General features: G+C 41.3%; 12 protein-coding genes. All 12 read left to right on the top strand.

Going from position 1 to position 22,019, the window contains the following annotated elements; all coding sequences use genetic code 11:
• Positions 1 to 2,544: T9SS type A sorting domain-containing protein (locus H562_RS0112600; protein WP_219729264.1), on the top strand; the 2,544-nt coding region annotated here is incomplete at its 5' end.
• Positions 2,545 to 3,068: 524 nt separating this feature from the next.
• On the top strand, positions 3,069 to 10,037 hold the full coding sequence (locus H562_RS0112595) for an Ig-like domain-containing protein (protein ID WP_084466372.1): 6,969 nt from the start codon (positions 3,069 to 3,071) through the stop codon (positions 10,035 to 10,037).
• 299 nt (positions 10,038 to 10,336) lie between these two features.
• Positions 10,337 to 10,606 carry a hypothetical protein gene (locus H562_RS0112590; protein ID WP_027377834.1) on the top strand — a complete coding sequence of 90 codons (270 nt, stop codon included), beginning with the start codon at positions 10,337 to 10,339 and terminating at the stop codon, positions 10,604 to 10,606.
• Positions 10,607 to 10,674: 68 nt separating this feature from the next.
• The gene (locus tag H562_RS0112585) at positions 10,675 to 11,286 is read left to right on the top strand and encodes a sugar transferase (protein ID WP_027377833.1); all 612 of its coding nucleotides are present in this window, start codon (positions 10,675 to 10,677) and stop codon (positions 11,284 to 11,286) included.
• Positions 11,283 to 11,888: an acetyltransferase gene (locus H562_RS0112580; protein WP_027377832.1), complete on the top strand. Its 606-nt coding sequence runs from the start codon at positions 11,283 to 11,285 to the stop codon at positions 11,886 to 11,888. The genes H562_RS0112585 and H562_RS0112580 overlap by 4 nt, the downstream gene beginning before the upstream one ends.
• 3 nt (positions 11,889 to 11,891) lie before the next feature.
• Entirely contained in the window at positions 11,892 to 13,022 is a 1,131-nt protein-coding gene (locus H562_RS0112575) for a DegT/DnrJ/EryC1/StrS family aminotransferase (protein WP_027377831.1), read from the top strand.
• 110 nt (positions 13,023 to 13,132) lie between these two features.
• The gene (locus H562_RS0112570; RefSeq protein ID WP_027377830.1) at positions 13,133 to 15,073 is read left to right on the top strand and encodes a polysaccharide biosynthesis protein; all 1,941 of its coding nucleotides are present in this window, start codon (positions 13,133 to 13,135) and stop codon (positions 15,071 to 15,073) included.
• A 294-nt stretch (positions 15,074 to 15,367) separates the two neighbouring features.
• Positions 15,368 to 16,168 carry a polysaccharide biosynthesis/export family protein gene (locus tag H562_RS0112565; protein ID WP_034691158.1) on the top strand — a complete coding sequence of 267 codons (801 nt, stop codon included), beginning with the start codon at positions 15,368 to 15,370 and terminating at the stop codon, positions 16,166 to 16,168.
• Positions 16,169 to 16,232: 64 nt separating this feature from the next.
• Entirely contained in the window at positions 16,233 to 18,560 is a 2,328-nt protein-coding gene (locus H562_RS0112560) for a GumC family protein (protein ID WP_233702000.1), read from the top strand.
• 183 nt (positions 18,561 to 18,743) lie between these two features.
• A complete protein-coding gene (locus H562_RS0112555) occupies positions 18,744 to 19,964 on the top strand; it encodes an oligosaccharide flippase family protein (protein ID WP_084466371.1) in 1,221 nt (406 codons plus the stop codon).
• Positions 19,965 to 20,116: 152 nt separating this feature from the next.
• Positions 20,117 to 21,184, top strand: coding sequence for an EpsG family protein (locus tag H562_RS0112550; protein ID WP_027377826.1), 1,068 nt, complete (start codon positions 20,117 to 20,119; stop codon positions 21,182 to 21,184).
• 2 nt (positions 21,185 to 21,186) lie between these two features.
• Complete coding sequence (locus H562_RS0112545; protein ID WP_027377825.1) at positions 21,187 to 22,017, top strand: glycosyltransferase family protein; 831 nt, start codon at positions 21,187 to 21,189, stop codon at positions 22,015 to 22,017.
• The last annotated feature ends 2 nt before the right edge of the window (positions 22,018 to 22,019 follow it).

The raw sequence follows: 22,019 nt of genomic DNA, 5'->3' as shown, positions 1-22,019 counted from the left end.
TATAGAGTTAGGGCTTCGGGCTGTGGGACGAGTGCAAATTCGCAAACCATGAATTATTCAACTTCCTCAGTTACAATTCCAGGTACAGCCACGGCGAATAGTCCAACCTGCAGCGGCTTTACTGCTCAGTGGGGTTATGCATCAAATGCCACAACCTATTTTATTGATGTAGCAACAGACAGCGGCTTTACAAATATAGTATCGGCGTATAATAATTTTAATGTAGGGAATGTAACAAATTATACATTAACGGGGCTTAATCCGGCTACAACGTATTATTATAGGGTTAGGGCTTCGGGCTGTGGGACGAGTGCAAATTCGCAAACCATGAATTATTCAACTTCCTTGGTACCTACAGTTCCTCCCGTCGCGCAGGCGGTATCACCCAATGGTGATTGCTCAGCAATCGTGGTCAACTGGTCAACTGTTGCAAATGCTACTGGGTATTATTTGGATATATCTACTGATAGTGCTTTTACAAGTTTTGTATCAGGCTACAATAATTATAATATAGGATATAATGGAACAAATTTTTATGCAGGGGGGCTCCCGGCAGGTATTTTATACTATAGACTACGAGCATATAACAATTGTGGCGTTACAGGAAATTCTAATATAATCAGTTTTTCTACTGCAACTCCATCCATTCCCCTAGTGAACACTAATACACAAACTGATTGCGCGAATACTGGTAGCGTAGTTCTAACTGGGTTACCAGAATCGGGAACGATTAAACAAACGGGAACCGTAGTGGCTGATTATCCAATTACGGGAACAAAAATGACCATTTCGGGTTTAGCTGCGGGTTCGTATCAATTTGCGGTTTTAAGCATAAATGGTTATTGTATATCAGGGAATACAGGAAACGTAATTATTCATCCTGCTGTTACAAATACTTGGAACGGATCAACCTGGTTGAAGGGTACACCAGACAGTACTCAAGCATTAATTTTTACGGGAAAGTATCCGCCGGCTGTTGATCCAAACGTAAATATCGACGGTTGTTCGTGCACCGTACAGGCGAATGTTACGATAAAGTCAGGAACTTATCTTAAAATCCAAAATGGTCTCGATGTGAGTTCCGGAACGCTGACTGTAGAATCCGATGCGAATTTAATCCAGGTTAATCCTAACGCCGTAAACAGCGGAATTATTACCGTAAAACGGGACCTGAAATTTTCAACCGGCAGACAGCAGTATAATTACTTGATCTCTCCTGTGAAAAATGTAAGTCTGAAAGATATTTACAAAAACGACGCCGGTGCGCCGGTTACAGTTCCATTTGTACTCTATCACAATGAGGCTGATAATAAATTCTATAATTCTACCGGTGCTTACATTCTGGGCAGGGCTTTAGCGGTAAAGGAAGCAACTGCTGCGGCTTTTCCCGGCGGAAACGGCCAAGTAATGTCCGCCACATTTAAGGGTGAACCAATGAACGGAAATTTTTCTTATACACTCGCCAATTCAAAACCTACCGATAATAGCCGCGGTTACAATCTGATCGGGAATCCGTATCCTTCCAATTTAGACCTGGTTGCTTTTTACAACGCCAATTCTGCTACCAAAGCTTTAAGCCCTACCTTTAATTTATGGGACAGCACGGCCAACTCGCAAACTACGCAAATGGGAGACGCTTACGGCGGCCAGGCTTACGCGCAGTTTAATGCGGCCACGCCACCGGGAGAGGGTACAGGTGCGACTGCTCCGGCAAAAGGTAATTCGGCCTTAACCGGTCGTAAAATTCCTACACAGTTCATTAAAGTTGGTCAGGGTTTTATGGCAAAAACTGCAGTAGACGGCCTGGTAGTTAACTTTTCCAATACGATGCGGTCCGGTGCACCGGCAGAAGCATTCTTTGGAAGAGGAACGCAGGAATCCGTATCATTTGACCGGTATTGGCTGAATCTGACAAGTCCGGCGCAAATCACCTCGCAGATGGCGGTGGTTTATTTTGAAGGAGGAAATGATGCCTATACTCCCGAAGATTCACGCTCGCTTTTAGGCTCGGATGCCATATACAGTATTGTTGATGGAGAATTTCTTTCCATCAACGGCAAGAGCGCTTTTGCTCAGACAGATGTTCTTTCATTAGGAACAAATCATTTTGCCGATGGTGCTTACACGATCTCATTAAGCGATGAAAAAGACGGAATTTTTGCAGACGGACAGAACATTTACCTTAAAGATAAGCTGACTGGCGTTATTGCCAATTTGTCACAGGGCAGCTATACTTTCCAGGCAGGAGCCGGGGAAGTTACCGGTAGATTCGACATCATCTATAAACCGGAAACCGTTCTGATAACGGAGGGTGCTGCAAAAGAAGGACTTGTAGTATACAGAAACGGTTCTGACTTTGTGGTAAAGGCACCATCGAAAAAAGTCACAGCGGTTGATGTGGTGGATTTAAGCGGCCGCCTTATCATGAGCCTATCACCGAACAGTACGACAGCCGTGATCAATGCGGAAATGCTGACTGAAGGTGTTTATATTTTGAAGATCAAGCAGGGCGATACGGTCACTGTGCGTAAAGTAATGAAATAATTCAAATACTGATTATATAATCCCGGTTCTTGATTGAGCCGGGATTTTTTGTTTAATCCCCGCCGGTGTTTTCAAGCCAATCTTATGGCAGGATTATATTAAATTGATGTGCTTCCGACAACAACCGGCCAAAACTGAATTATGAAAGTTCCCAAAGTATAGGGTCTTTTGGACTCAGCCATTCTCTCGTTGATTTTTTTGATGCCGACGCGGCACCAGAAAGGCAATATTAACGAAATCCGCTCTCCCTATTATAAAGTCAGAATTTAGGATCAACAATTTAGAATCTAAAATTTAGAAGCCAGTTACAGTTTAAAATCTCCGCAATTTCATCCAATCTAAAAAGCCCGAAATATCCGCACACCCACGATCGGTGCACCGGCTCGAAAAACTGCCGTTACCGCTAAAAAATTTTATCTAAAGGTTTGAAAGGCAGTTAACTGATGGCACATTTAATACCGAATATATTGATAAAAATAATTAAAGTTATAGAGTAATTGTTGTAGATTTATCGAACAAATTTGATGATGAAAAAAAATATATATTCTTCGCGGTCCTGCCGCGTGCAAGCCGGTGCGTTCTCCGCAGTCCTAGGCATAGTCCAAAAATACTTTTTCCTGTTTGTTTTTCTGCTGAACCCGGTGGGAGTTTGGGGGCAGATAGCGGCATGGGATTTTGCAGGTCAGAATACAGGGCCTGTAACTGTCGCTGCAACAACGTTTCATTCTAATTTAATTTCGACGAGTGGAGCAAGCGACATTTCGCGAGGTTCTGAAGCAGCAACTTCCTCAGCAAATAATTCCTTTAGAACAACGGGTTTTAAAAATGACGGAATTTCAACAACTAATACAGATTATTTTCAAATTACATTAACAGCAGCAACAGGATATAAGGTTTCACTTTCTACAATTGATGCAAAATTTGGGGGTACTCTTAGTTATTATGCATCTCCCGGTGTGACTTCACAATTTGCATATAGTCTTAATGGATCAACCTTTAATTTAATTGGTAGTCCTGTCACATCGACAGATTTGACAATGACTCAAATTGATTTGTCGGCAATTACTGCGCTTCAAAACGTAGTTGCAGGAACAACTGTAACACTACGTTATTATGCAAGTGGACAAACAGCAACAGGAGGTTGGGGATTTCTATCAGCAGCAACTGCAGGTACAAACGGTTTAGCAATTGGAGGAACGGTTGCTTTAGCCGCAGCTGACAGCACGCCGCCAACAATTTCTTCTCTATCACCTTTAGATGATGCAACCAATGTTGCTATAAATAGCAATTTGGTGATGACATTTGATGAGAACGTAAAAAAAGGAATTGGTAATATTTTAATCAAGAAATCTTCTGATGGTACAATTGTACAAACGATAGATGCTACTTCTACTGATGTAGGTGTTTCAGGAGCTGTTGTTACCGTAAATCCACCTACCGATTTAGCAAACAGCACAGGTTATTATGTAGAACTTGGTTCTGGAGTAATTCAAGATACTGCAGGAAATAATTTTGCAGGAATCAGTGGAGCGACAACCTGGAATTTCACTACCGCTGCACCTTCCTTCAATATTGTCGTCACGCAACCAACGTCGGGCGGAAGTATTTCTCCATCAGGAACTGTTGTAGTTACCGAGGGAGGAAGTCAAGCTTTTAACACAACTGCAAGTTCTTCCTGTTATGCTTTTGATCATTGGATTGCAGATGGAGTTGATGCGGGTAATGCGTCTCCCTACATCTTTTCTAACGTCACAGCCAATCATACCCTAACCGCAGTTTTTGCGCAAAACACTTATATTATTACAGCTTCAGCTGGCGCAAATGGTTCGATTTCCCCAACCGGCGCGACATCTATTACTTGTGGCACTAACCGAACTTACACCATCACTCCCGACCCTGGTTTTGCGGTAGATGATGTTGTGGTAGATGGAGTTTCTGTAGGAGCAGTAACAAGTTATCCTTTTAATAATGTTACTGCAGGTCATACAATTGTTGCTAATTTTAAGGCTTATGTGGGGCCGGTTGTGAAAACATATAAGTTGGTTACTTCAACAGCAGATTTAGTAGTTGGCAAGAAATATTTGATAGTTAATACACCATCAGCAGGAAGCGGACAGGCTTTAAGTACCCAAGCTGCCAATAATAGATCTCAGTCTTCTGTTACGATCGTTAGTGGAACACCTAATACAATTTCAGTTACACCGGCATCAATATCTTCAGGAACAGAACCATTTGAATTAACCTTAGGAGGATCAACAGGTTCATGGACTTTTAAAGATGTAGTGAATGGAGGGTTCTTATATCCTACTTCAGGCTCAAACTATTTAAAAAATGGAACGGGAGGTTCAAATAATTATAATTGGAGTATTTCCATAGCTTCCAACATTGCTACAATAGCAACAACGACAGAAAGCCGAACGATTAAATATAATAATAGCGGAGCAAGCATTTTTTCTGCATATACAACAGGACAAGCAGATGTTTATTTATTTGTAGAAGTTATTAGTACCCCAACTCCCGCAATTAACATCAAGCAAAACACCACAATTATCTCAAGTGGCACCGGAACTTATGGTTTCGGCAATCAATTGGTCAATACTTCATCTTCGCCTGTTTCTTTTAAAATAGAAAATACGGGGAATGCAGATTTAACTTTAGGTACAATTGCGTTATCGGGAACTAATGCCGATCAGTTTTCTATTACTCAGGCGGCAACAAGTCCTGTAGCAGGTGGATCTACTACAACTTTTTCAGGTACATTCTCACCTACCAGTTTAGGCAGCAAGACCGCAACAGTTACCATTCCAAACAATGCAGGTGCAGATTATACTTTTACCATTACGGGAACAGGAAGCAATAGTGCAGAATCAACCATCGTAGATAATACGGGTACTTATTCTAGTACTACGCCAGAATTTAATATCAGCACTAAATACATAGATTTCACAGATAATTCAAATACTTCTACGGGAAAATATATTCCACTGAAGTTTAAAATAGTTGATGGCATTTCTGATGCCGACGGTTTATCTACCATATTAACTGGAATTAAGTTTACCGTAAAAGATACTGATGGTATCGACAGAAGTGGGTGGATCAAGAAAGCAATTTTGACCACTTCTGGTGGAACTTATATTGCTGCGGCAACTACTAATGCAGGACAACTTATTTTCAGTGGAATGAGTGGAACCAATGTTACGGCTACTACCCATAGTGAAAAGATTGTTCATTTAAGAGTTGCTTTCGATGAGACTCAAGATATCATTGATAATACAAAACTCATCTACAAAGTTGTAGAAGCAACCGCAGCTGCTTCTGGTTCTGCCTTTGCTGCTACCGACGGAGGTGGGGCACAAACTGATATTTCAACTTCAAATAATAGAAACAGAATTGTGGTTACTGCTACAAAACTACTTTTCTCCACAGTGAATGATGGTGCATTTAATGTCGATTTAGCAGCTTTCACAGTATCAACATCAGATGCCAATAATAAAATTGATAAAGATATAACAGGACAAACAGTCAATTTCACAACTACAGGAACAGGAAGTACATTTACAGGATCATTTACCCTAAATAATGGAGTAGCATCGATAAATTCTGGAATTAAGTATAGTGTTGCACCGCAAACGGGAATCACATTATCGGCTTCTATTGCAAGTCCGTCCTTGGCAGGAACTTCCAATACTTTTAATATTGTGAATGAAGTGTATGCGAAAGGTGCGTTTATGTCTAATACATCGGGAACAATAGCAAGCCCTTTATCTTATACAACTCAGACAACTTGGATTAAGTGTGGGCAAGTCGGTGGTTGCACAGGAACAAGTGCAAGTTCAGGTGGGTGGTCTGCTTATGGTGGAAACGGCTTGCCTATTGATACTTCTACAGTTTACATTAGAAGTGTTGTAAATAATACGGGCTCTAATGGTGCGGCAGAATTGACAATATTTGCTGGCGGAGAATTAATAATTAATAATAATTATCCCGTATCAGATCTAGCTTTAGTAAAGGATGGTGGAGCATTAACAATTAAAGGCAATTTTAATATGAATAATTCTGCCGCGTTATTTGAGGTGCAAGACAACGCTAAAGTTACTATCGATCATTCTTATGGGAATGATCCTACTGCTGCAATTTGGGACGGTACTGAAAAATTTCATCCACTATCAAAATTTTACATTAAGAATTGGGATACAAGACAACCATTAGTAAATAGCAATGTTGATTTGTTTACTGAGAATGGAATTTCAGCAATGTTTGGAAATATTTATTATAACCCAGGACAAGATCCTGATACAAATAATGGCGATTATGACACTGGAATAGCAAGGCAAGCTTGGGATATGATAGGAAAGGATAACACTTCGCCAATTAATCTTGTATTTGGAAATGTTGAGATCAATAACGTAGCATATAATACATTTACCGATAAATATCAGACTTTGCGATTTATGGGGGACACAAATGGAGACCCTTATGTTGTTAATATATATGGTAATTTGATTCTCAATTCTACATATTTTGGTAATATATATGGTGCGACAATTGGAAATTTCACATTAAATATTAAAAAGAATCTAACAATTAATTCTGGTGCATTTTCAGTTCGGGCATCACAAAATGCGACAGGTGACACCACTCTAAATTTGGATGGTAATTTATCTGTATCAGGCACTGGAACTTTTAATATAAATCAAGCGCAATATACCTCTGTAAATAATCCGGTTAAAAAAGCTATTTTAAATTTAAAAGGAAACTTTATAGCAGGTACAAATAGCAAAATTCAATCAGGATGTCCAACTACAGAAACGGAATTTAATTTTGTGGGAAATACAGTTCAATCTCTCGATGCAGCATCTGTTTTAGCTAATTCATTCAGTGGAATTCCATTTTTAGTAAAGTCTGGTTCCTCTGTAAGATTAGTTAACAATAATCTACTTATCAACAATAGTTCAGCATTTACAGTTGAAGGTGGCGCAACGTTAGATTTTGGCTATGACGGAGTTAATGGAGCCGGAACTGGTGGGCTTTATATTGGTCAACCTGCTTCTCCAACGGGTACCAATACCTTTACCTCTGCAGAGAACAGTATTTTAAAAATCACTTCTCCTGACGGTTTATATGGAAATTGGAATACAACAAAATTCTCTACCGTAACTGCAGCAACAGGTAATCTTAGACTGCCAAAAAGCAACAGAACAATCAACACCTTAGGAACTTTCTGGTATATTGGTAAATTAGACCAAAAAACGGGAGACGCTCCAAATTCTACATTCTCTACAACAGCTAATACCAAAACAGTAATTGCGGAATTGGCAGACAATGGTAAAACTTTATCTCTAGATGTACCTTTTGGTCTTAGTGGAGCTGGATTGTTAGATATTAGAAAAGGAAAAGTTCTGGAAACTACAACCAATTATATATTTGGATCAACAGGTGGTCTGAAAATGGCGACTGGAACAAAATATAAAGTTGTGAAAGGTGATGCTACAGAGCAAACAAGTGAGGGCGGTAACGGTGGAATATATATCCCAAGAATGCAGGGAACATATACTTTAGTTGGAGGTGAAATAGAATTAGCCGGTTACGGAGCTTCGGATTCATTTCAAACATTAAGAGGGTCACGAGCGTACTATGATTTAACTTTTTCAGGTGGTGGTTCAAAAACATTGTCTAACGGGACATCAGAAATTAATGGTCTTATTAGTATTATGAATGCTACTACATTAGATGGTAAAAGCTTTACCGTTGGAAAAAGCACCACAAATTTACTGATGGATATCAATTCTCTGTTTAAAACAGGTGGCTCCGGTGGTAAACCGGACGCGAATGGAGCTTATGCTTTAGATCCCACTTCTACTATAGAATTTCAAAATGACTCTGCAACTGAAATTAAAGTTTCTAAGACATATGAGAAAATTATCGTTTCCGGGAAAAGTGTAAAACCAAGTGGACAGAATTTAACAGTAAATCAAACAGCTACCGTTACCAACACCGGGAAATTAACCGTACCCGAAACATCAGAAGGTGTTGCGGGTTATGTCTTCACTCCTAAAAAAGGGCTACAGGTTTTAGGAAACGGAATATTAAATTTGGAGAATAACGCACAACTCATGCAGGACGGTGATGCCGTCAATACAGGAAAAATTACCGCAACGCGTATTGCAACCGTTCCGAACAGTACTTTTTATCAGTACGTTTATTTCAGTTCACCGGTAAACCAGCAGAATTTCAAAGACATATTTTCCGGGTACCCAACCTCAGCATTGTATTATAACGAAACCAACGACAAATTTTACACTTCCTCCGGCGCCAACATTACCGGCCGCGCTTTGGCAGTCCGTAATCCGGTCACAACTCCGGGAACATTGACCGCAGAATTTACCGGAACACCTTTTGTGGGGGATTTCGATTATACATTGCAGTTTACCGATGCAGCACATGGCTATAATCTTGTCGGGAATCCGTATCCCTCAAATTTAGATTTGGTTCAGTTGTATGTGAATTCTACCAATTTGGATTCCACTTTTCTTTTCTGGGATAATTACGCAAACAGCATCAGTCAGCAACAAGGGTCAAACTATCAGGGTTATGCATACGCAACCTATAATGCGGTTACTAATGCGGGAGTTAAAGCAACGGGCAGCGCAGGAAATATAAATGGTGACCCTACCAGTCTGGCGGGGCTTAAACAACCGAATCATATTTTAAAAGTTGGGCAGGGTATGCTTGTGAAAGCGACAAGTAATGCTTCTTCAGTTGGTTTTAGAAACAGTGATCGTATCACGACGCAGACCGATGCAGAATTTTTCGGAAAACCAGCGGTCGATTCTGCGGGCAACCGATACTGGCTGGAGATGCTCACGCCCGCTAATTTATTAGTGAGCAACGCCGTCGTTTATTTTGATGAAGGTAATGACGATTTTGCCGCGGATGATTCTAAATTGCAATCCACAGTTTCAGATGCTTTGTTCACAAATGCCGGCGACGAAAAAGTTGTAATTAATGGTCGAAGCACTTTCCGAGAAAGTGATGTCCTGAAAGTTGGGAACCGCTTTTTTTCAAGTGGAATTTACCAGCTCCGTTTAGGAAATAAGGAAGGCATCTTTGCCAATGGACAAAGCATTTATCTTAAAGATAAAGAACTGGGTATCCTCACTGACTTGTCCGAAGGTAATTACACTTTTATGGCAAATTCGGGTGAAAGTACAGGCAGATTCGAAATCGTCTACCTGCCCGAAACCACTTTGGGTACCGGTACTGCGCAGAAAGACGAGTTGCAGGTTTACCGCAGCGGCGATCATTTTGTCATCAGTTCCGCAGTTAAAAAAATTACTGAAGTCGAGATCTTCGATACTTCCGGCCGTCTTTACCATAAACTGCACACCAACAGTGCTAAAGTTAATATTGACGCGACAAGGTTGGTTAACGGTATGTATATTTTGAAAATAAAACGCCAGGAAGAGGTAATTAATAAGAAGATTGTAAAATAGAAACCCTACAAATTAAACAATTGGAGCGTTTTTAAAAAATTACATACCGCCCTTTCAGTAATTCGTGTAGCATCAAGCATGCATAAATCTAAAAGGGCAGTTTATTGTTTACAAATTTTTGAGAACCGGTATAAACCTCACATATATGTCTTTCATTATTAATGAACACCGAATTAGTGCAAAGTGAAACTGAAAAATTGCACAATTAAAAAAAGTATTTATATTTGCATTCTAACATCTTAATAGAGCTTACGGTTCTTTGCTTTTACGATGGGTGTTTGGAATTTTAGACACAATGCATGAAAACGATATTTACCTTGCTGAGCCTCGGTTTTTTTATACAGAGTTATTCCCAGGAGCGGTCAGCAAACCGTTTTGAAGAGGCTGATCAGGAATTTAATCGACAACAGGAAGGCAATTGGAATTCGGCTAAAGACCATGAAGTTGCTTATAGCGGAGGTAACCCAGCCGATCCAGCCCCCATCGACGACTATCTCCCTCTCCTTTTTGTAACCGCAACCGGTATCATCATTTACACTATCCGGAAAAAAAATAAAGCCCTATCGTAGTCTCCAAAGTTTTTACGTACCTGGCTGCCGGCAGGGACCGCAGCTGCGCAGATGATGAAAACCTGCATCTGTACGTGCATGTGCTGAAACCTGCACTGGATTTTTCACTTGCGCTCTGTGCACTGGTGCTGGTAAGTCCGGTATTTGCGGTAATTACTCTGCTGCTTGCCCACAGCAACCGCGGCAGCGCCTTTTTTGTCCAGCGAAGGCCGGGTAAGGATGGGATTATATTTAAGATCATCAAGTTTAAAACCATGACCGACCAGCGTGACGCGCAGGGCAACCTGCTTTCTGACTACGAAAGGCTCACGTTTATAGGTAAGATCGTACGCAAAACCTCACTCGATGAAATTCCACAACTCATCAATGTATTGAAAGGCGAAATGAGCCTGATCGGTCCGCGGCCACTGCTGCCCGAATATCTTGAGCTGTACAGTGAAGAGCAGGCCAGAAGACATTTTGTAAAACCCGGTATTACGGGCTGGGCCCAGGTGAACGGCCGTAATGCACTGTCCTGGGAAGAAAAATTCCGGCTTGATGTTGAATATGTGGAGCGACTGTCGCCCCAGCTGGATGCGCGCATTGTTTTCACCACACTGCACAAAGTGATCCGCAGACAGGGCGTAAATGTGAACAATTACATGACAATGACGCCTTTTAAAGGAAATAATGCCGCATGATATTATATGGCGCCCGGGGGCAGGCAAAAGTAATGTACGACCTGATCCTCTCCAACAACCAACTCCTGGAATATCTGGTGGACGACAATCCGCCCGCTGACTTTCCGCACCACCTCCCCATTTACCTGCCTTCGCGCGAACTGCTGCTGGATAAAAAAGTGATCATCGCGATCGGTGATAACCGGATCCGTGAAATGATATACGACAAGACAAAGGAATGGTGCAGCTTTGAGATCATGCAGCATTACAGCGCGTACGTTTCGAGGTTTACCGAGTTCGGAGACGGCAGTGTGATCATGCCCAAAGTGTGCATTAATGCCGAAGTTTCCATAGGTATGCACTGCATCATCAATACGGCAAGCGTTATAGAGCACGAATGCGTGATCGGGGACTTTGTACATATTTCACCGTCTGCCTCGCTGGCAGGAAACATTACCGTAAAGAAAGGTGCACATATCGGACTGGGAGCGAATGTGATCCAGGGTATCACCATCGGAGAAAATGCGGTGATTGGTGCCGGGGCAGTGGTGCTGAGTGATGTGCCGGATCATGCCGTAGTGGTAGGTAATCCCGGAAGAATTATTAGATTTGGAACTTTATGACACATGAATAAGAAAATATGGCTCTCGTCTCCGCACATGGGAGGTTCTGAAATGAAGTATATTGAGGAGGCGTTCGCAGAAAACTGGATCGCCCCGATGGGACCAAACGTGAACGGACTGGAGGAGGACCTGCAGAACTATCTTGGCGAAAACGTGCATGTGGCAGCTTTGAGTTCCGGCACGGCAGCGCTGCATCTTGCGCTTGTACTGTTGGGGATTGAAGCCGGGGATTTTGTGATCTGCCAAAGCCTGACCTTTTCTGCCTCGGCAAATCCCATCATCTATATGGGTGCAGAACCATTGTTTGTCGACAGTGAAAAGGACACGTGGAATCTCTGTCCTACTGCCGTGGAAGATGCCGTGAAATTCGGGATTTCCAAAGGCAAAAAACCCAAAGCGATCATTGCGGTAAGTCTTTATGGGATGCCTTTTAAGGTGGCTGAGATCACGGAAATTTCGCAGCGCTACGGTATTCCGATCATCGAAGACAGTGCAGAAGCATTGGGCAGTACCTATAAAGGCCAGAAGTGTGGGACCTTTGGTGATATTTCTGTTTTGAGTTTTAACGGTAATAAGATCATTACCACCTCGGGTGGCGGTGTGCTGATCCTGAAAAATAAAGACGTTAAACACAGGGCCGTGTTTCTGTCGACCCAGGCAAAAGATGATGCACCACATTATGAGCATACCACGATCGGCTATAATTACCGCATGAGTAATGTAAGTGCGGGGATCGGCCGGGGACAGATGGAGGTTTTGGAGGAGCGAATCCGCCAGCGCCGCGCCAACCATGAATTTTACAGAGAGATCTTTAATGATTATCCGGAGTTTGGGTTGCATTCAGAGCTGAGCAGTGATTACTTTTCGAATTACTGGCTGAGTGTGGCTTATCTGCAGCCGGGTGTTGACCGCTCAACAGAGCGACTCCGACAGCGGTTTGAAGAAGAAGATATCGAAACGCGCCCCATCTGGAAACCGATGCATCTGCAGCCGGTTTTTAAAGGTAAAACGTATTTTGGGAATGATGTTGCCGAGAATTTATTTGGCCGCGGAATCTGTCTGCCATCGGGCTCAAACCTGAGCGACAGCGATAAAAACCGTATTGCAGACGTGCTGAGAAAGGCATTACGCTGATCATTTTTTTTCATCTTTTAGCATTTTAATCGTATTTTTGCCGCACAGGGAGTTTAAAATCATAAGCTTCAGAGGTAAATATTAGGCCTACATACAATCCTTTTCGATCAATGAGTTTGAGTAAAAGTATCAGAAACAGAATTTACAGCGGAGACAATCTGATGAACCTGGGCGATGTACGTTATTTACCGAGATGGGTCATATTGATGATTGACATCTGTTTCATAGGACTGTCGATTTATTTCTCAAAATACCTCATTGAAAAACTGAGCTTCAGTTCGCAGGAAGTATTTCCGCACGGCAGCAGGGTGGTGCTGATGATCATCGCGATCAGTGTGGTTTCCATGTTTGCGTTCCGTACTTATGCGGGTATCATCCGGCATTCCACCTTTATCGATCTTTTCAAATTATTTCTGTCCACCTTCAGTACCACTATTGTAGTGGCGATCGTGAGTTTCGGCTATTATATGTGGAGCGGTGAGCGCATGATCTTCATGTCGGTGCCCTTTCTGGTGATATTTTTTGCCACCGCTTTTATGCTGTCTTTCCTTTTCCGGCTTTTTGTAAAGGAGTTCTTCAACGTTTTACGGGACTTCCGACGAAGCACACTTCGAAAGCGAATTCTGGTTCTGGGGATCGATGAACCTTCGGTCGCTATGGCCAGAGCGGTTCTGGACAATCCAAATTTACCATTCCACGTGGTAGGATTTTTAACACAACGCCACGATTCCAAACGTGCCAGTTTGCTTGGGAAACCCATTTACACGAAAGAAAAAATACTGAAGCTCAGCAAAGATGATCTTATTGTGGATGGTGTGCTTCTGGACCAGGAAGGTATGTCGAAGGAGGAAATGAACAAGTGGGTAACGCTCTTTCTGGAGAAGGACATGCAGATCTTTAAATCACCATCCTTACAAAAACTGAAAAGCGCGGATCAGGAAAGCACCATTAAAACCCTGCAGATTGAAGATCTCCTGAACCGGAAACCGATTAAGATCGGCAACGAGGACGTGAAACGCCGCCATCATAATAAGACTATTCTTATTACCGGTGGGGCGGGGTCGATCGGCAGTGAGATCGTGCGCCAGGTGGCCCATTTTGAGCCGGCAATGATCGTGGTCCTGGACCAGGCCGAAACTCCGCTTTACGAAATAGAAATGGAAATGCGCGCGGCTTATCCTTCGATTAACTTTAAATTTGTGCTCGCCGACATTTCCAACAGGCACCGCATTGAACCGCTTTTCCAGAAATACCAGTTCTCCATGGTTTACCATGCGGCAGCATATAAACACGTGCCGCTTATTGAGGAAAACCCACATGAGGCCATACTCGTAAATATCTTAGGGAGTAAAAATCTTTCTACTTTAGCTTCAAAATATAGGGTCAACCGTTTTGTAATGGTTTCTACGGATAAAGCTGTAAAGCCGACCAACGTGATGGGCGCCTCCAAACGAACGGCGGAGCTCTTTGTACAGGCTTTACAGAATACAGAAAGCAACGAAACAAAGTTTATTACCACACGATTTGGAAATGTACTTGGTTCCAATGGTTCTGTAATCCCACACTTTAAGAAACAGATAGAAAAGGGTGGACCTGTAACAATTACCCATCCCGAAATTGTACGGTATTTCATGACGATTCCCGAGGCGTGTGATCTCGTTCTGGAAGCAGGCGCAATGGGGCATGGCGGTGAAATATTTGTGTTTGATATGGGCGAGCCGGTAAAAATCCTGGATCTGGCGGAGCGTATGATCAAACTCTCCGGGTTAGAGCCAAACGTGGATATAAAAATCATCTATACAGGCCTGCGTCCGGGCGAAAAACTCTATGAAGAACTTTTGAGCGACGATGCCAAAACGCTGCCGACACACCACGAGAAAATCATGATTTCCAAGGACACCAATATGGACTTCGTTCACATTGAAAAGTTCTGTAATAATATCATCAAAGCGGCGCTGCGCCGCGAGAAAGTTGAAGTGGTGCAGATCCTGAAAAATATTGTGCCGGAGTATAAAAGCAACAATTCAATCTACGAGGTTTTGGATAAGTAAATGCTTGAGTTTGCCGGTGGTCCAAACAATGGTGTTTTCTAAATCTTTAACCCAAAGAAAATTTTTTACGAATTATAATATTAGAGGCCGTTCCGTCAGGGTTGGACTGGTGACAGTTCCGCGGAAAAGCTCATCATCATTTTATAATATTTTCTATACTGCAATACCAGGCTCCAGAAATTGAACTTAATCCGATTAGAGCATGATGCTTCGGCGTTTATGAATCGGTTTCCGAAGTTTGGAGAAGTTATTTAGAATTGTATATTTGCAGGATTCTATTTCTAAATGATTAAAATGAATAAAAACACAGTACTGTTGTTGGTCAGTTTCCTTTTCTTTGCCGTGTCCTGTAAGCCCAAACAGAAAGTAAACGAATACAACTATCTGCAGAGCGGAGAACAGATTGCCGTAGATGCCTCCAATAAGACCGCAATCTCCACAATTCAGAAAGGTGACCAGCTTGAAATATTTGTTTCTGCAAAGAATATGGATGTGGTAAAGCCTTTTAATCAGACCTATTACTCCTCGCAAAATGCAATGACACCAGGCGGTTCCGCCAATACCAATATTAAAGACAAGCCTTATCTGGTAGATTCTGAAGGGAATATTGACTTCCCGGTTTTGGGAACCATCAGCACGACAGGAAAAACCCTTGAACAATTAAAAGAGGAGCTCACAAACCGCATTTCACAATATGTAAAAGATCCGGTTGTTTCTGTTACGCTCGCTAACTTTCGTGTGACCGTGCTCGGCGAGGTATCCAGACCGGGGCAGTACACATTGGAGGATATTAACCCTACAATCTTAAACGCCATTGGTATGGCAGGTGACCTCACCATTTACGGGAAAAGGGATAATGTATTGCTCGTACGCAATGTAAACGGCGAGATTACCAAAGAAAGAATTAACCTGATGGATGATTCTTTTATATCTTCGCCTTATTACCAGTTGAAACAGGGCGACGTGATCTATGTATCTGCCAACCCAACACGGGAGAAAATTGCGCGCCTAGATCCGAACACCAACATTTACATCGCTGTAGCGGGAACGATCATCGGTCTAGCCGGTATCTTCATCACCATTTTCAAAAAATAACATTATCCTTCAATCGATGAGTCAAGAAGTTCAATCGGAGTTCAAGCCTTCTGATAATAGAAACATGAGAGAATTATTAAAACCATATCTCCGAAAATGGCCATGGTTTTTATTGTCCGTATTTCTGTTTTTGGCACTGGCCATATTTTTTCTTAAAACTACCAGTCCTGTATATCAGATCGATTCTACAGTATTGATAAAGGATGCGAAGAAATCCGGAATGGGTGACTTAAGTATGCTTTCTGATATTTCCGGATTCGGGGGAATGTCTTCAAATGGTGTTGAAAATGAAATTGAAGTCTTCAAGTCTAAAAAACTGATGCGCGATGTGGTTAAAAGACTCGGTCTGCAAACTGCCGTATATTCTGAGAAGAACTTGCGAAAAACAGAGTTGTACGATAAAACTTCACCGGTGCTCATCCGCGTAGTCAATGAAAAGGAATATGACGAAAGTATAAAGAAGCCCATTGATCTGGAAATTTCCGGCGATAAGATCACCCTTTCATCCGAGGAGTTGCCGCAAAAAATCGTAACGACTTATGATAAGACCATCAGTCTGCCTTATGCAAATATCATCATCAGTAAAAACCCAAAGTTTGTAAAACCTAGAAAGAAGGAAAATGGTTTAGGCAAACTCATGTTTAGCTATTCTACTGTTGAAGATGCGGTAACAGCGTATCAGAAAGCAATGCAGGTGGATCTGGTCGATAAGGATGCGACCGTTATAGGACTGTCGATAAGATACGAGCAGGTTGAGAAAGCAAAAAATTTGCTTAATGTGCTGGTACAGTCGTATAATAATGATGCAATCAATGATAAAAACTCCGAGTCCAAGAAGACAATGGATTTCATTGATGACCGGATATCCATTATCGCGAATGAGCTTGGCGCTGTAGAAAATCAGAAAGAAAATTTTAAAAGGGCTAATAAGATTACTGATATTCCGGCCGAAGCTTCATTAAACTTAAATAAATCCGCCAACGCAAGGCAGAAAATGCTGGAAGCAGAAACGCAACTGAGCCTCACCAACGATCTGATCAATTATATGTCGCGGCTTGGTAATAACCAGACGTTACCCTCAAGCGTAGGTCTGAGCAATCCGACTGCCTCTGCCAATATACAGGCTTATAACCAACTGGTGCTGGAACGGAACAATCTGCTGGAGAACGCGACGCCACAAAACCCCGTAGTTGCTGATCTTACCAAGCAGATCAATAATCTTCGGGCAAGTGTGGCCGACGGTTTATCCAAGTATAAAGTGTCCATCAATCTGCTTTTATCCGAACTCAACAATGAACAGGGCCAGATCAATTCCAGTATTTCTAAAATACCGGCACAGGAAAAAATGTTCCGGAGCATCGAAAGACAGCAGCAAATAAAGGAAAATCTTTATCTTTTACTTCTGGAAAAGCGGGAAGAAACCGCGATTACGCTTGCTATGACTGCACCGAAAGCACGTACGCTCGACTACTCATACGCGTCTAAAAAGCCTGTGAGTCCGAAGTTTCTTACTACGGTGGGAATTGCAATATTCCTGGGCTTACTGTTACCGTTTGCTGTTGTTTATGTTAGAAACCTGCTCAACAATACCATTGCCTCCAAACATGATCTTGAAAAACTGACGCGCAATCCGATCATTGGTGAACTGCCAAGGGTACAAAAGGGGCAGAGCGAAATTGTAGAGATCAATGACCTTTCGCCTATGGCAGAAGCTTTCAGGATATTGATTACGAATATGAAATTCCTGCTGCCGAAGAAAGAAATGGGCAAGGTTGTTTTTGTGACCTCCACTATTAAAGGAGAAGGTAAAACTTTTGCATCAGTAAACCTGGCGCTGACTCTAGCCTCGCCGGCACATAAAGTGATCATAATTGGTGCAGATATCCGAAATCCACAACTGCAGCGATATAATGCCGCAAGGAAAGGACTGGATGGCCTTACAGAATTTTTATATAATGCTGATGAAACCGTAAAAGATATCATTCATACCTCGATTTTTAATCCACACCTTGATGTTATTTATTCGGGAAAAATACCACCGAACCCAACCGACCTTCTGGAAAACGGCAGATATGAAGTTCTGTTGAATCAGCTTAAAGAAACCTACCACTATATTATTGTGGATACGGCGCCGCTGATGCTTGTGACAGATACCTTCATCACCAGCGAGCTGGCAGATGCCACAATTTATGTCACCAGATCTGAATTTACGGAAAACCAACTTATCGATTTTGCTAATAAGCAGATCGACGCCAAGAAAATTAAAAATGTGGCGTTTGTTTTAAATGATGTGAGCCGTGAGAATTATGGGTATGGAAATAAATACGGTTATGGTTATGGCCAGGAGGAGCTCTCATTTTTTGGCAGGCTGAAGCAGCGTTTTTTTAGTTAAGCGCGGCTTGTTCCTAAAAACTACCATCAATTAAAATGTATCATTTTTCGCCATCCAAAATCTGTGAAAGGTATACCTCTCCAATTACTCATCTGACATTTTGAAATATTTTAAATTATCATTTGAATCTCTAAAAATCTTTTGTTGAAAAAAATAACGCTGAGCAGCAATCTACGGGTCATAATGAAAAACTTTTTTTCATTATCCGTAATGTACGGATTGGACATGCTTTTGCCCCTGGTGACCATTCCTTATCTGATTCGGCATATTGGTTTAGATAAAGTGGGCCTGCTTAATTTTGCCGCAGCAACCATTGCCTATTTTGGGATTATTGTGAATTATGGCTTCAACCTTACCGCTACGAAGGAAGTAGCCGTGAATTCCGACAACCCCAAAGAACTCGCAAGGATTTTCAACAGTGTGACCACTTCGAAAATTGTACTGATCTTAATTTCTGCAGTCATCTTATGCATATTGCTTTTGGCAGTCCCTAAGTTCAGAGCATATTATTCGCTGTATCTGGTCATTTTTGCCGGTGTATGTTTTCAGAATCTGCTGCCGGTCTGGTTTTTTCAGGGAATGCAGAATTTAAAGGGAATTACCATTCAGAATTCCATCATTAAGCTGTTTTTTACATTACTGATCTTTCTGTTGGTCAAAAAAGAGGCAGACTACTGGATTGTTCCCATTCTGACCGGTTTGGGGTTTTTATTTGCATTTTTATTTTCATATCTTCATGCTTACCGAACATACCGGTTAAGGTACGTGATCAGCTCACTGCAAGCAGTTAAGCAGCAGCTCAGATCCGGTTTGTATGTCTTTCTGTCGCAGGTTAAAATATCGTTTTTCAGCAGTTTCAATATAATTGTACTTGGTTTTATTGCCGGCAATACGGCGGTGGCTTATTTTTCCTCCGCAGACAAAGTGATCAGGGCGCTGGCCATCATTCAGGTTCCTGTAGTGGCATCATTGTATCCATATTTCTCTAACCTTTTGAAGAATAATAAGTTAGCAGCGTACAGAAATGTAAACAGGATCGCATTACTGGGGAGTATTCTGTATGTGCCTGTTATTGTTTTAATATTTATATTTTCGCACGACGTGGTGTATTTTATTTTTGGCAGTGGCATGGAGAGCGCCGAGAAAATTGTAAGAATTTTGAGTCTGCTTCCTTTATTTATTTTTCTTAATAACCTTTCAGGAACTCAAATGCTTCTGAATATGGGCAAAGACAAAGTTTTTTTTAACGTATTGTTATCCACAGCAGTGTTGAATGTATTACTGGTTGTGCCTCTCACCTACAAGTACTCCTTTTATGGCACAGCAGTTTCGGTGTTTATTTCAGAATTATATCTTTGTGTAGTGATGTACGGTGCGTTCATGCTGGCTAAGCGGAAATTTTAATACTAATAAATGTTTTATGTCTGATGCGCATAAAAAGATATGTCAAATAGATATTACAGTTTGACAACAATAAAACCAAATTGATTTAAAATAAGTTACAGCTTTTAGACGATGGTACTTTATAATAACAGCAATAAATTAAATACAGCAGAATGATATATTATTTTGTGATTTTATCTGTGTGTTTTATAGCCGCCCTGTTCTATAAGCAAAAGTTGGCTGCTACTGTCATCGCCACCATTATCCTTGCTGTTTTTGCCGGAACCCGTCTGAATATAGATAATGACTACTGGATGTACAAAGATCTTTTTGGTACACGCTTCAGAAGTATAAAGGAATTTTATAACTTAAAGATAAACGTGGAGTACTGTATATTCTTTATGGACAAAATCGCCCGACTTATCTTTTACTCTAAAACCGACGTAATTAATTTTAGCTTTCTTGTGTTCGCCTGTCTGGGCGTTTCCACCAAAATGATCGCTATACACCGCTATTCAGTCAACTATATTTTAAGTATTTTTTTATATGTAAGCTATCTTTTCCTCATGCAGGAGATGACCACAATCCGCGCCGGGATCGCAGCGGGAATATTTTTGCTGTCGTTGCCCTATCTTATTGATAAGAATTACTTTAAGTTTTTCCTGATTATCCTGACTTCCTTTTTTTTCCATAATTCATCGGTTTTATTTGTGCTGGTTTCGATTATGATCATGCTCAACCTGAAAATAAAATATTACTATTACGCCCTTGGAGCTTCTTTTTTAATAATTATCACCAACCAAAACCTGCTGCAGATTTTATTTTTGGACCGCATTTTCCCCCGAGTAGCAGTTTATCTGGAGATCATGCAGTGGTCAAAGGAAGATGCACTTAATATTTTCAACTTCAAGATTTTAATATCGATTTTATTCTTTCTCATTTTCGCCTTTAATTATAAAAAACTGAAGGATGACAGATGGTTCGAGGTTCTGTTTCGAATCAACATCATGGCGCTGGTTATATTCTTCGCGTTGAGTAATACGGCAATGGTTTTTTCGGCAAGAAGTTTCGATCTTCTGTCGGTCGTGCAGATACTGCTTTTCCCAATGATCCTGCGGCTTTTTAAAGATAATTATAAAGTGTTTGCGTGGATACTGATCATCTCCTGTTCGTTATTGCAGCTCTATTATTTAGTTGATGTTTCCGAAATTTATAAACCGTACCGCTCCTGGCTTTTTTAATTATGAAAGATTTACTTTTTGGTATTGTCTGTTTCAGGGAACGTTTTTGGGAATGTGAATCATTTACAAGTCTGCTGGCTTCCTTTAATGACGATCATTTGAATAATGAAATCAACATCTTCATATTTGACAATACAGATTTACAGGACTGGGTGTTAACGCTACCAGAATATTCCCAGCATGTTAAATTAAATTATGTGCATTATCAAAACAATCCGGGGATTGCATTCGCTTATAATTACATCGCCGGTTTTGCAAAGGGTAATAAATTCGAATGGCTTGTTTTCCTCGACCAGGATTCGAACTTACCGAAGAATGCCTATAAAATCTATGAGGATTTTGCCATGCGAAATTCGCAAGGTCTTGCGGCTCCCAAAGTTTTTGCCAACAACAAACTGATATCGCCGAGTTACTACAGGTTTTTCCGCTCATCACTTATCTTAGAACCGCTGGAGGACAGTTTGAAATTTAATAATGTGAGCTGCATTAACTCAGGACTTATGGTGCATGTCAGCGATTATTTTCGGGCCGGTGGCTATAGTGAGAAACTGCGTCTTGATTTTTGTGATCATGAATTTATTGAAAGGGCATCTAAAAAAATCGACCGACTTCATCTCTTAAATTTCCGGCTCGACCAGAACTTTTCCACAGATACCAATGATCTCGAGAAGGCATTATTCCGATATGGGCTGTTTATGAAAGATCTGAAAGCGTATCGAGAAATTCACCACAACAGCAAGTTGATTTTCTTTACAGTGGATCTTCCGCATTTACTCCGTTTGACTGCTCAATATAAAACCTTTGCTTTTTTAAAAGTGAGATCGGCAGTTTAGGC

Origin of the sequence: Kaistella palustris DSM 21579 (genome assembly GCF_000422265.1) — a bacterium.
Classification (GTDB): domain Bacteria; phylum Bacteroidota; class Bacteroidia; order Flavobacteriales; family Weeksellaceae; genus Kaistella; species Kaistella palustris.
The sequence above is the reverse complement of the archived record's forward strand: the minus strand, read 5'-3'. Positions and strand labels throughout refer to the sequence as shown.

Coding starts and splice junctions, on each gene's coding strand:
- H562_RS0112595 (WP_084466372.1), top strand. CDS start 3,069: ATGATGAAAAAAAATATATATTCTTCGCGGTCCTGCCGCGTGCAAGCC.
- H562_RS0112590 (WP_027377834.1), top strand. CDS start 10,337: ATGAAAACGATATTTACCTTGCTGAGCCTCGGTTTTTTTATACAGAGT.
- H562_RS0112580 (WP_027377832.1), top strand. CDS start 11,283: ATGATATTATATGGCGCCCGGGGGCAGGCAAAAGTAATGTACGACCTG.
- H562_RS0112575 (WP_027377831.1), top strand. CDS start 11,892: ATGAATAAGAAAATATGGCTCTCGTCTCCGCACATGGGAGGTTCTGAA.
- H562_RS0112570 (WP_027377830.1), top strand. CDS start 13,133: ATGAGTTTGAGTAAAAGTATCAGAAACAGAATTTACAGCGGAGACAAT.
- H562_RS0112565 (WP_034691158.1), top strand. CDS start 15,368: ATGAATAAAAACACAGTACTGTTGTTGGTCAGTTTCCTTTTCTTTGCC.
- H562_RS0112560 (WP_233702000.1), top strand. CDS start 16,233: ATGAGAGAATTATTAAAACCATATCTCCGAAAATGGCCATGGTTTTTA.
- H562_RS0112555 (WP_084466371.1), top strand. CDS start 18,744: ATGAAAAACTTTTTTTCATTATCCGTAATGTACGGATTGGACATGCTT.
- H562_RS0112550 (WP_027377826.1), top strand. CDS start 20,117: ATGATATATTATTTTGTGATTTTATCTGTGTGTTTTATAGCCGCCCTG.
- H562_RS0112545 (WP_027377825.1), top strand. CDS start 21,187: ATGAAAGATTTACTTTTTGGTATTGTCTGTTTCAGGGAACGTTTTTGG.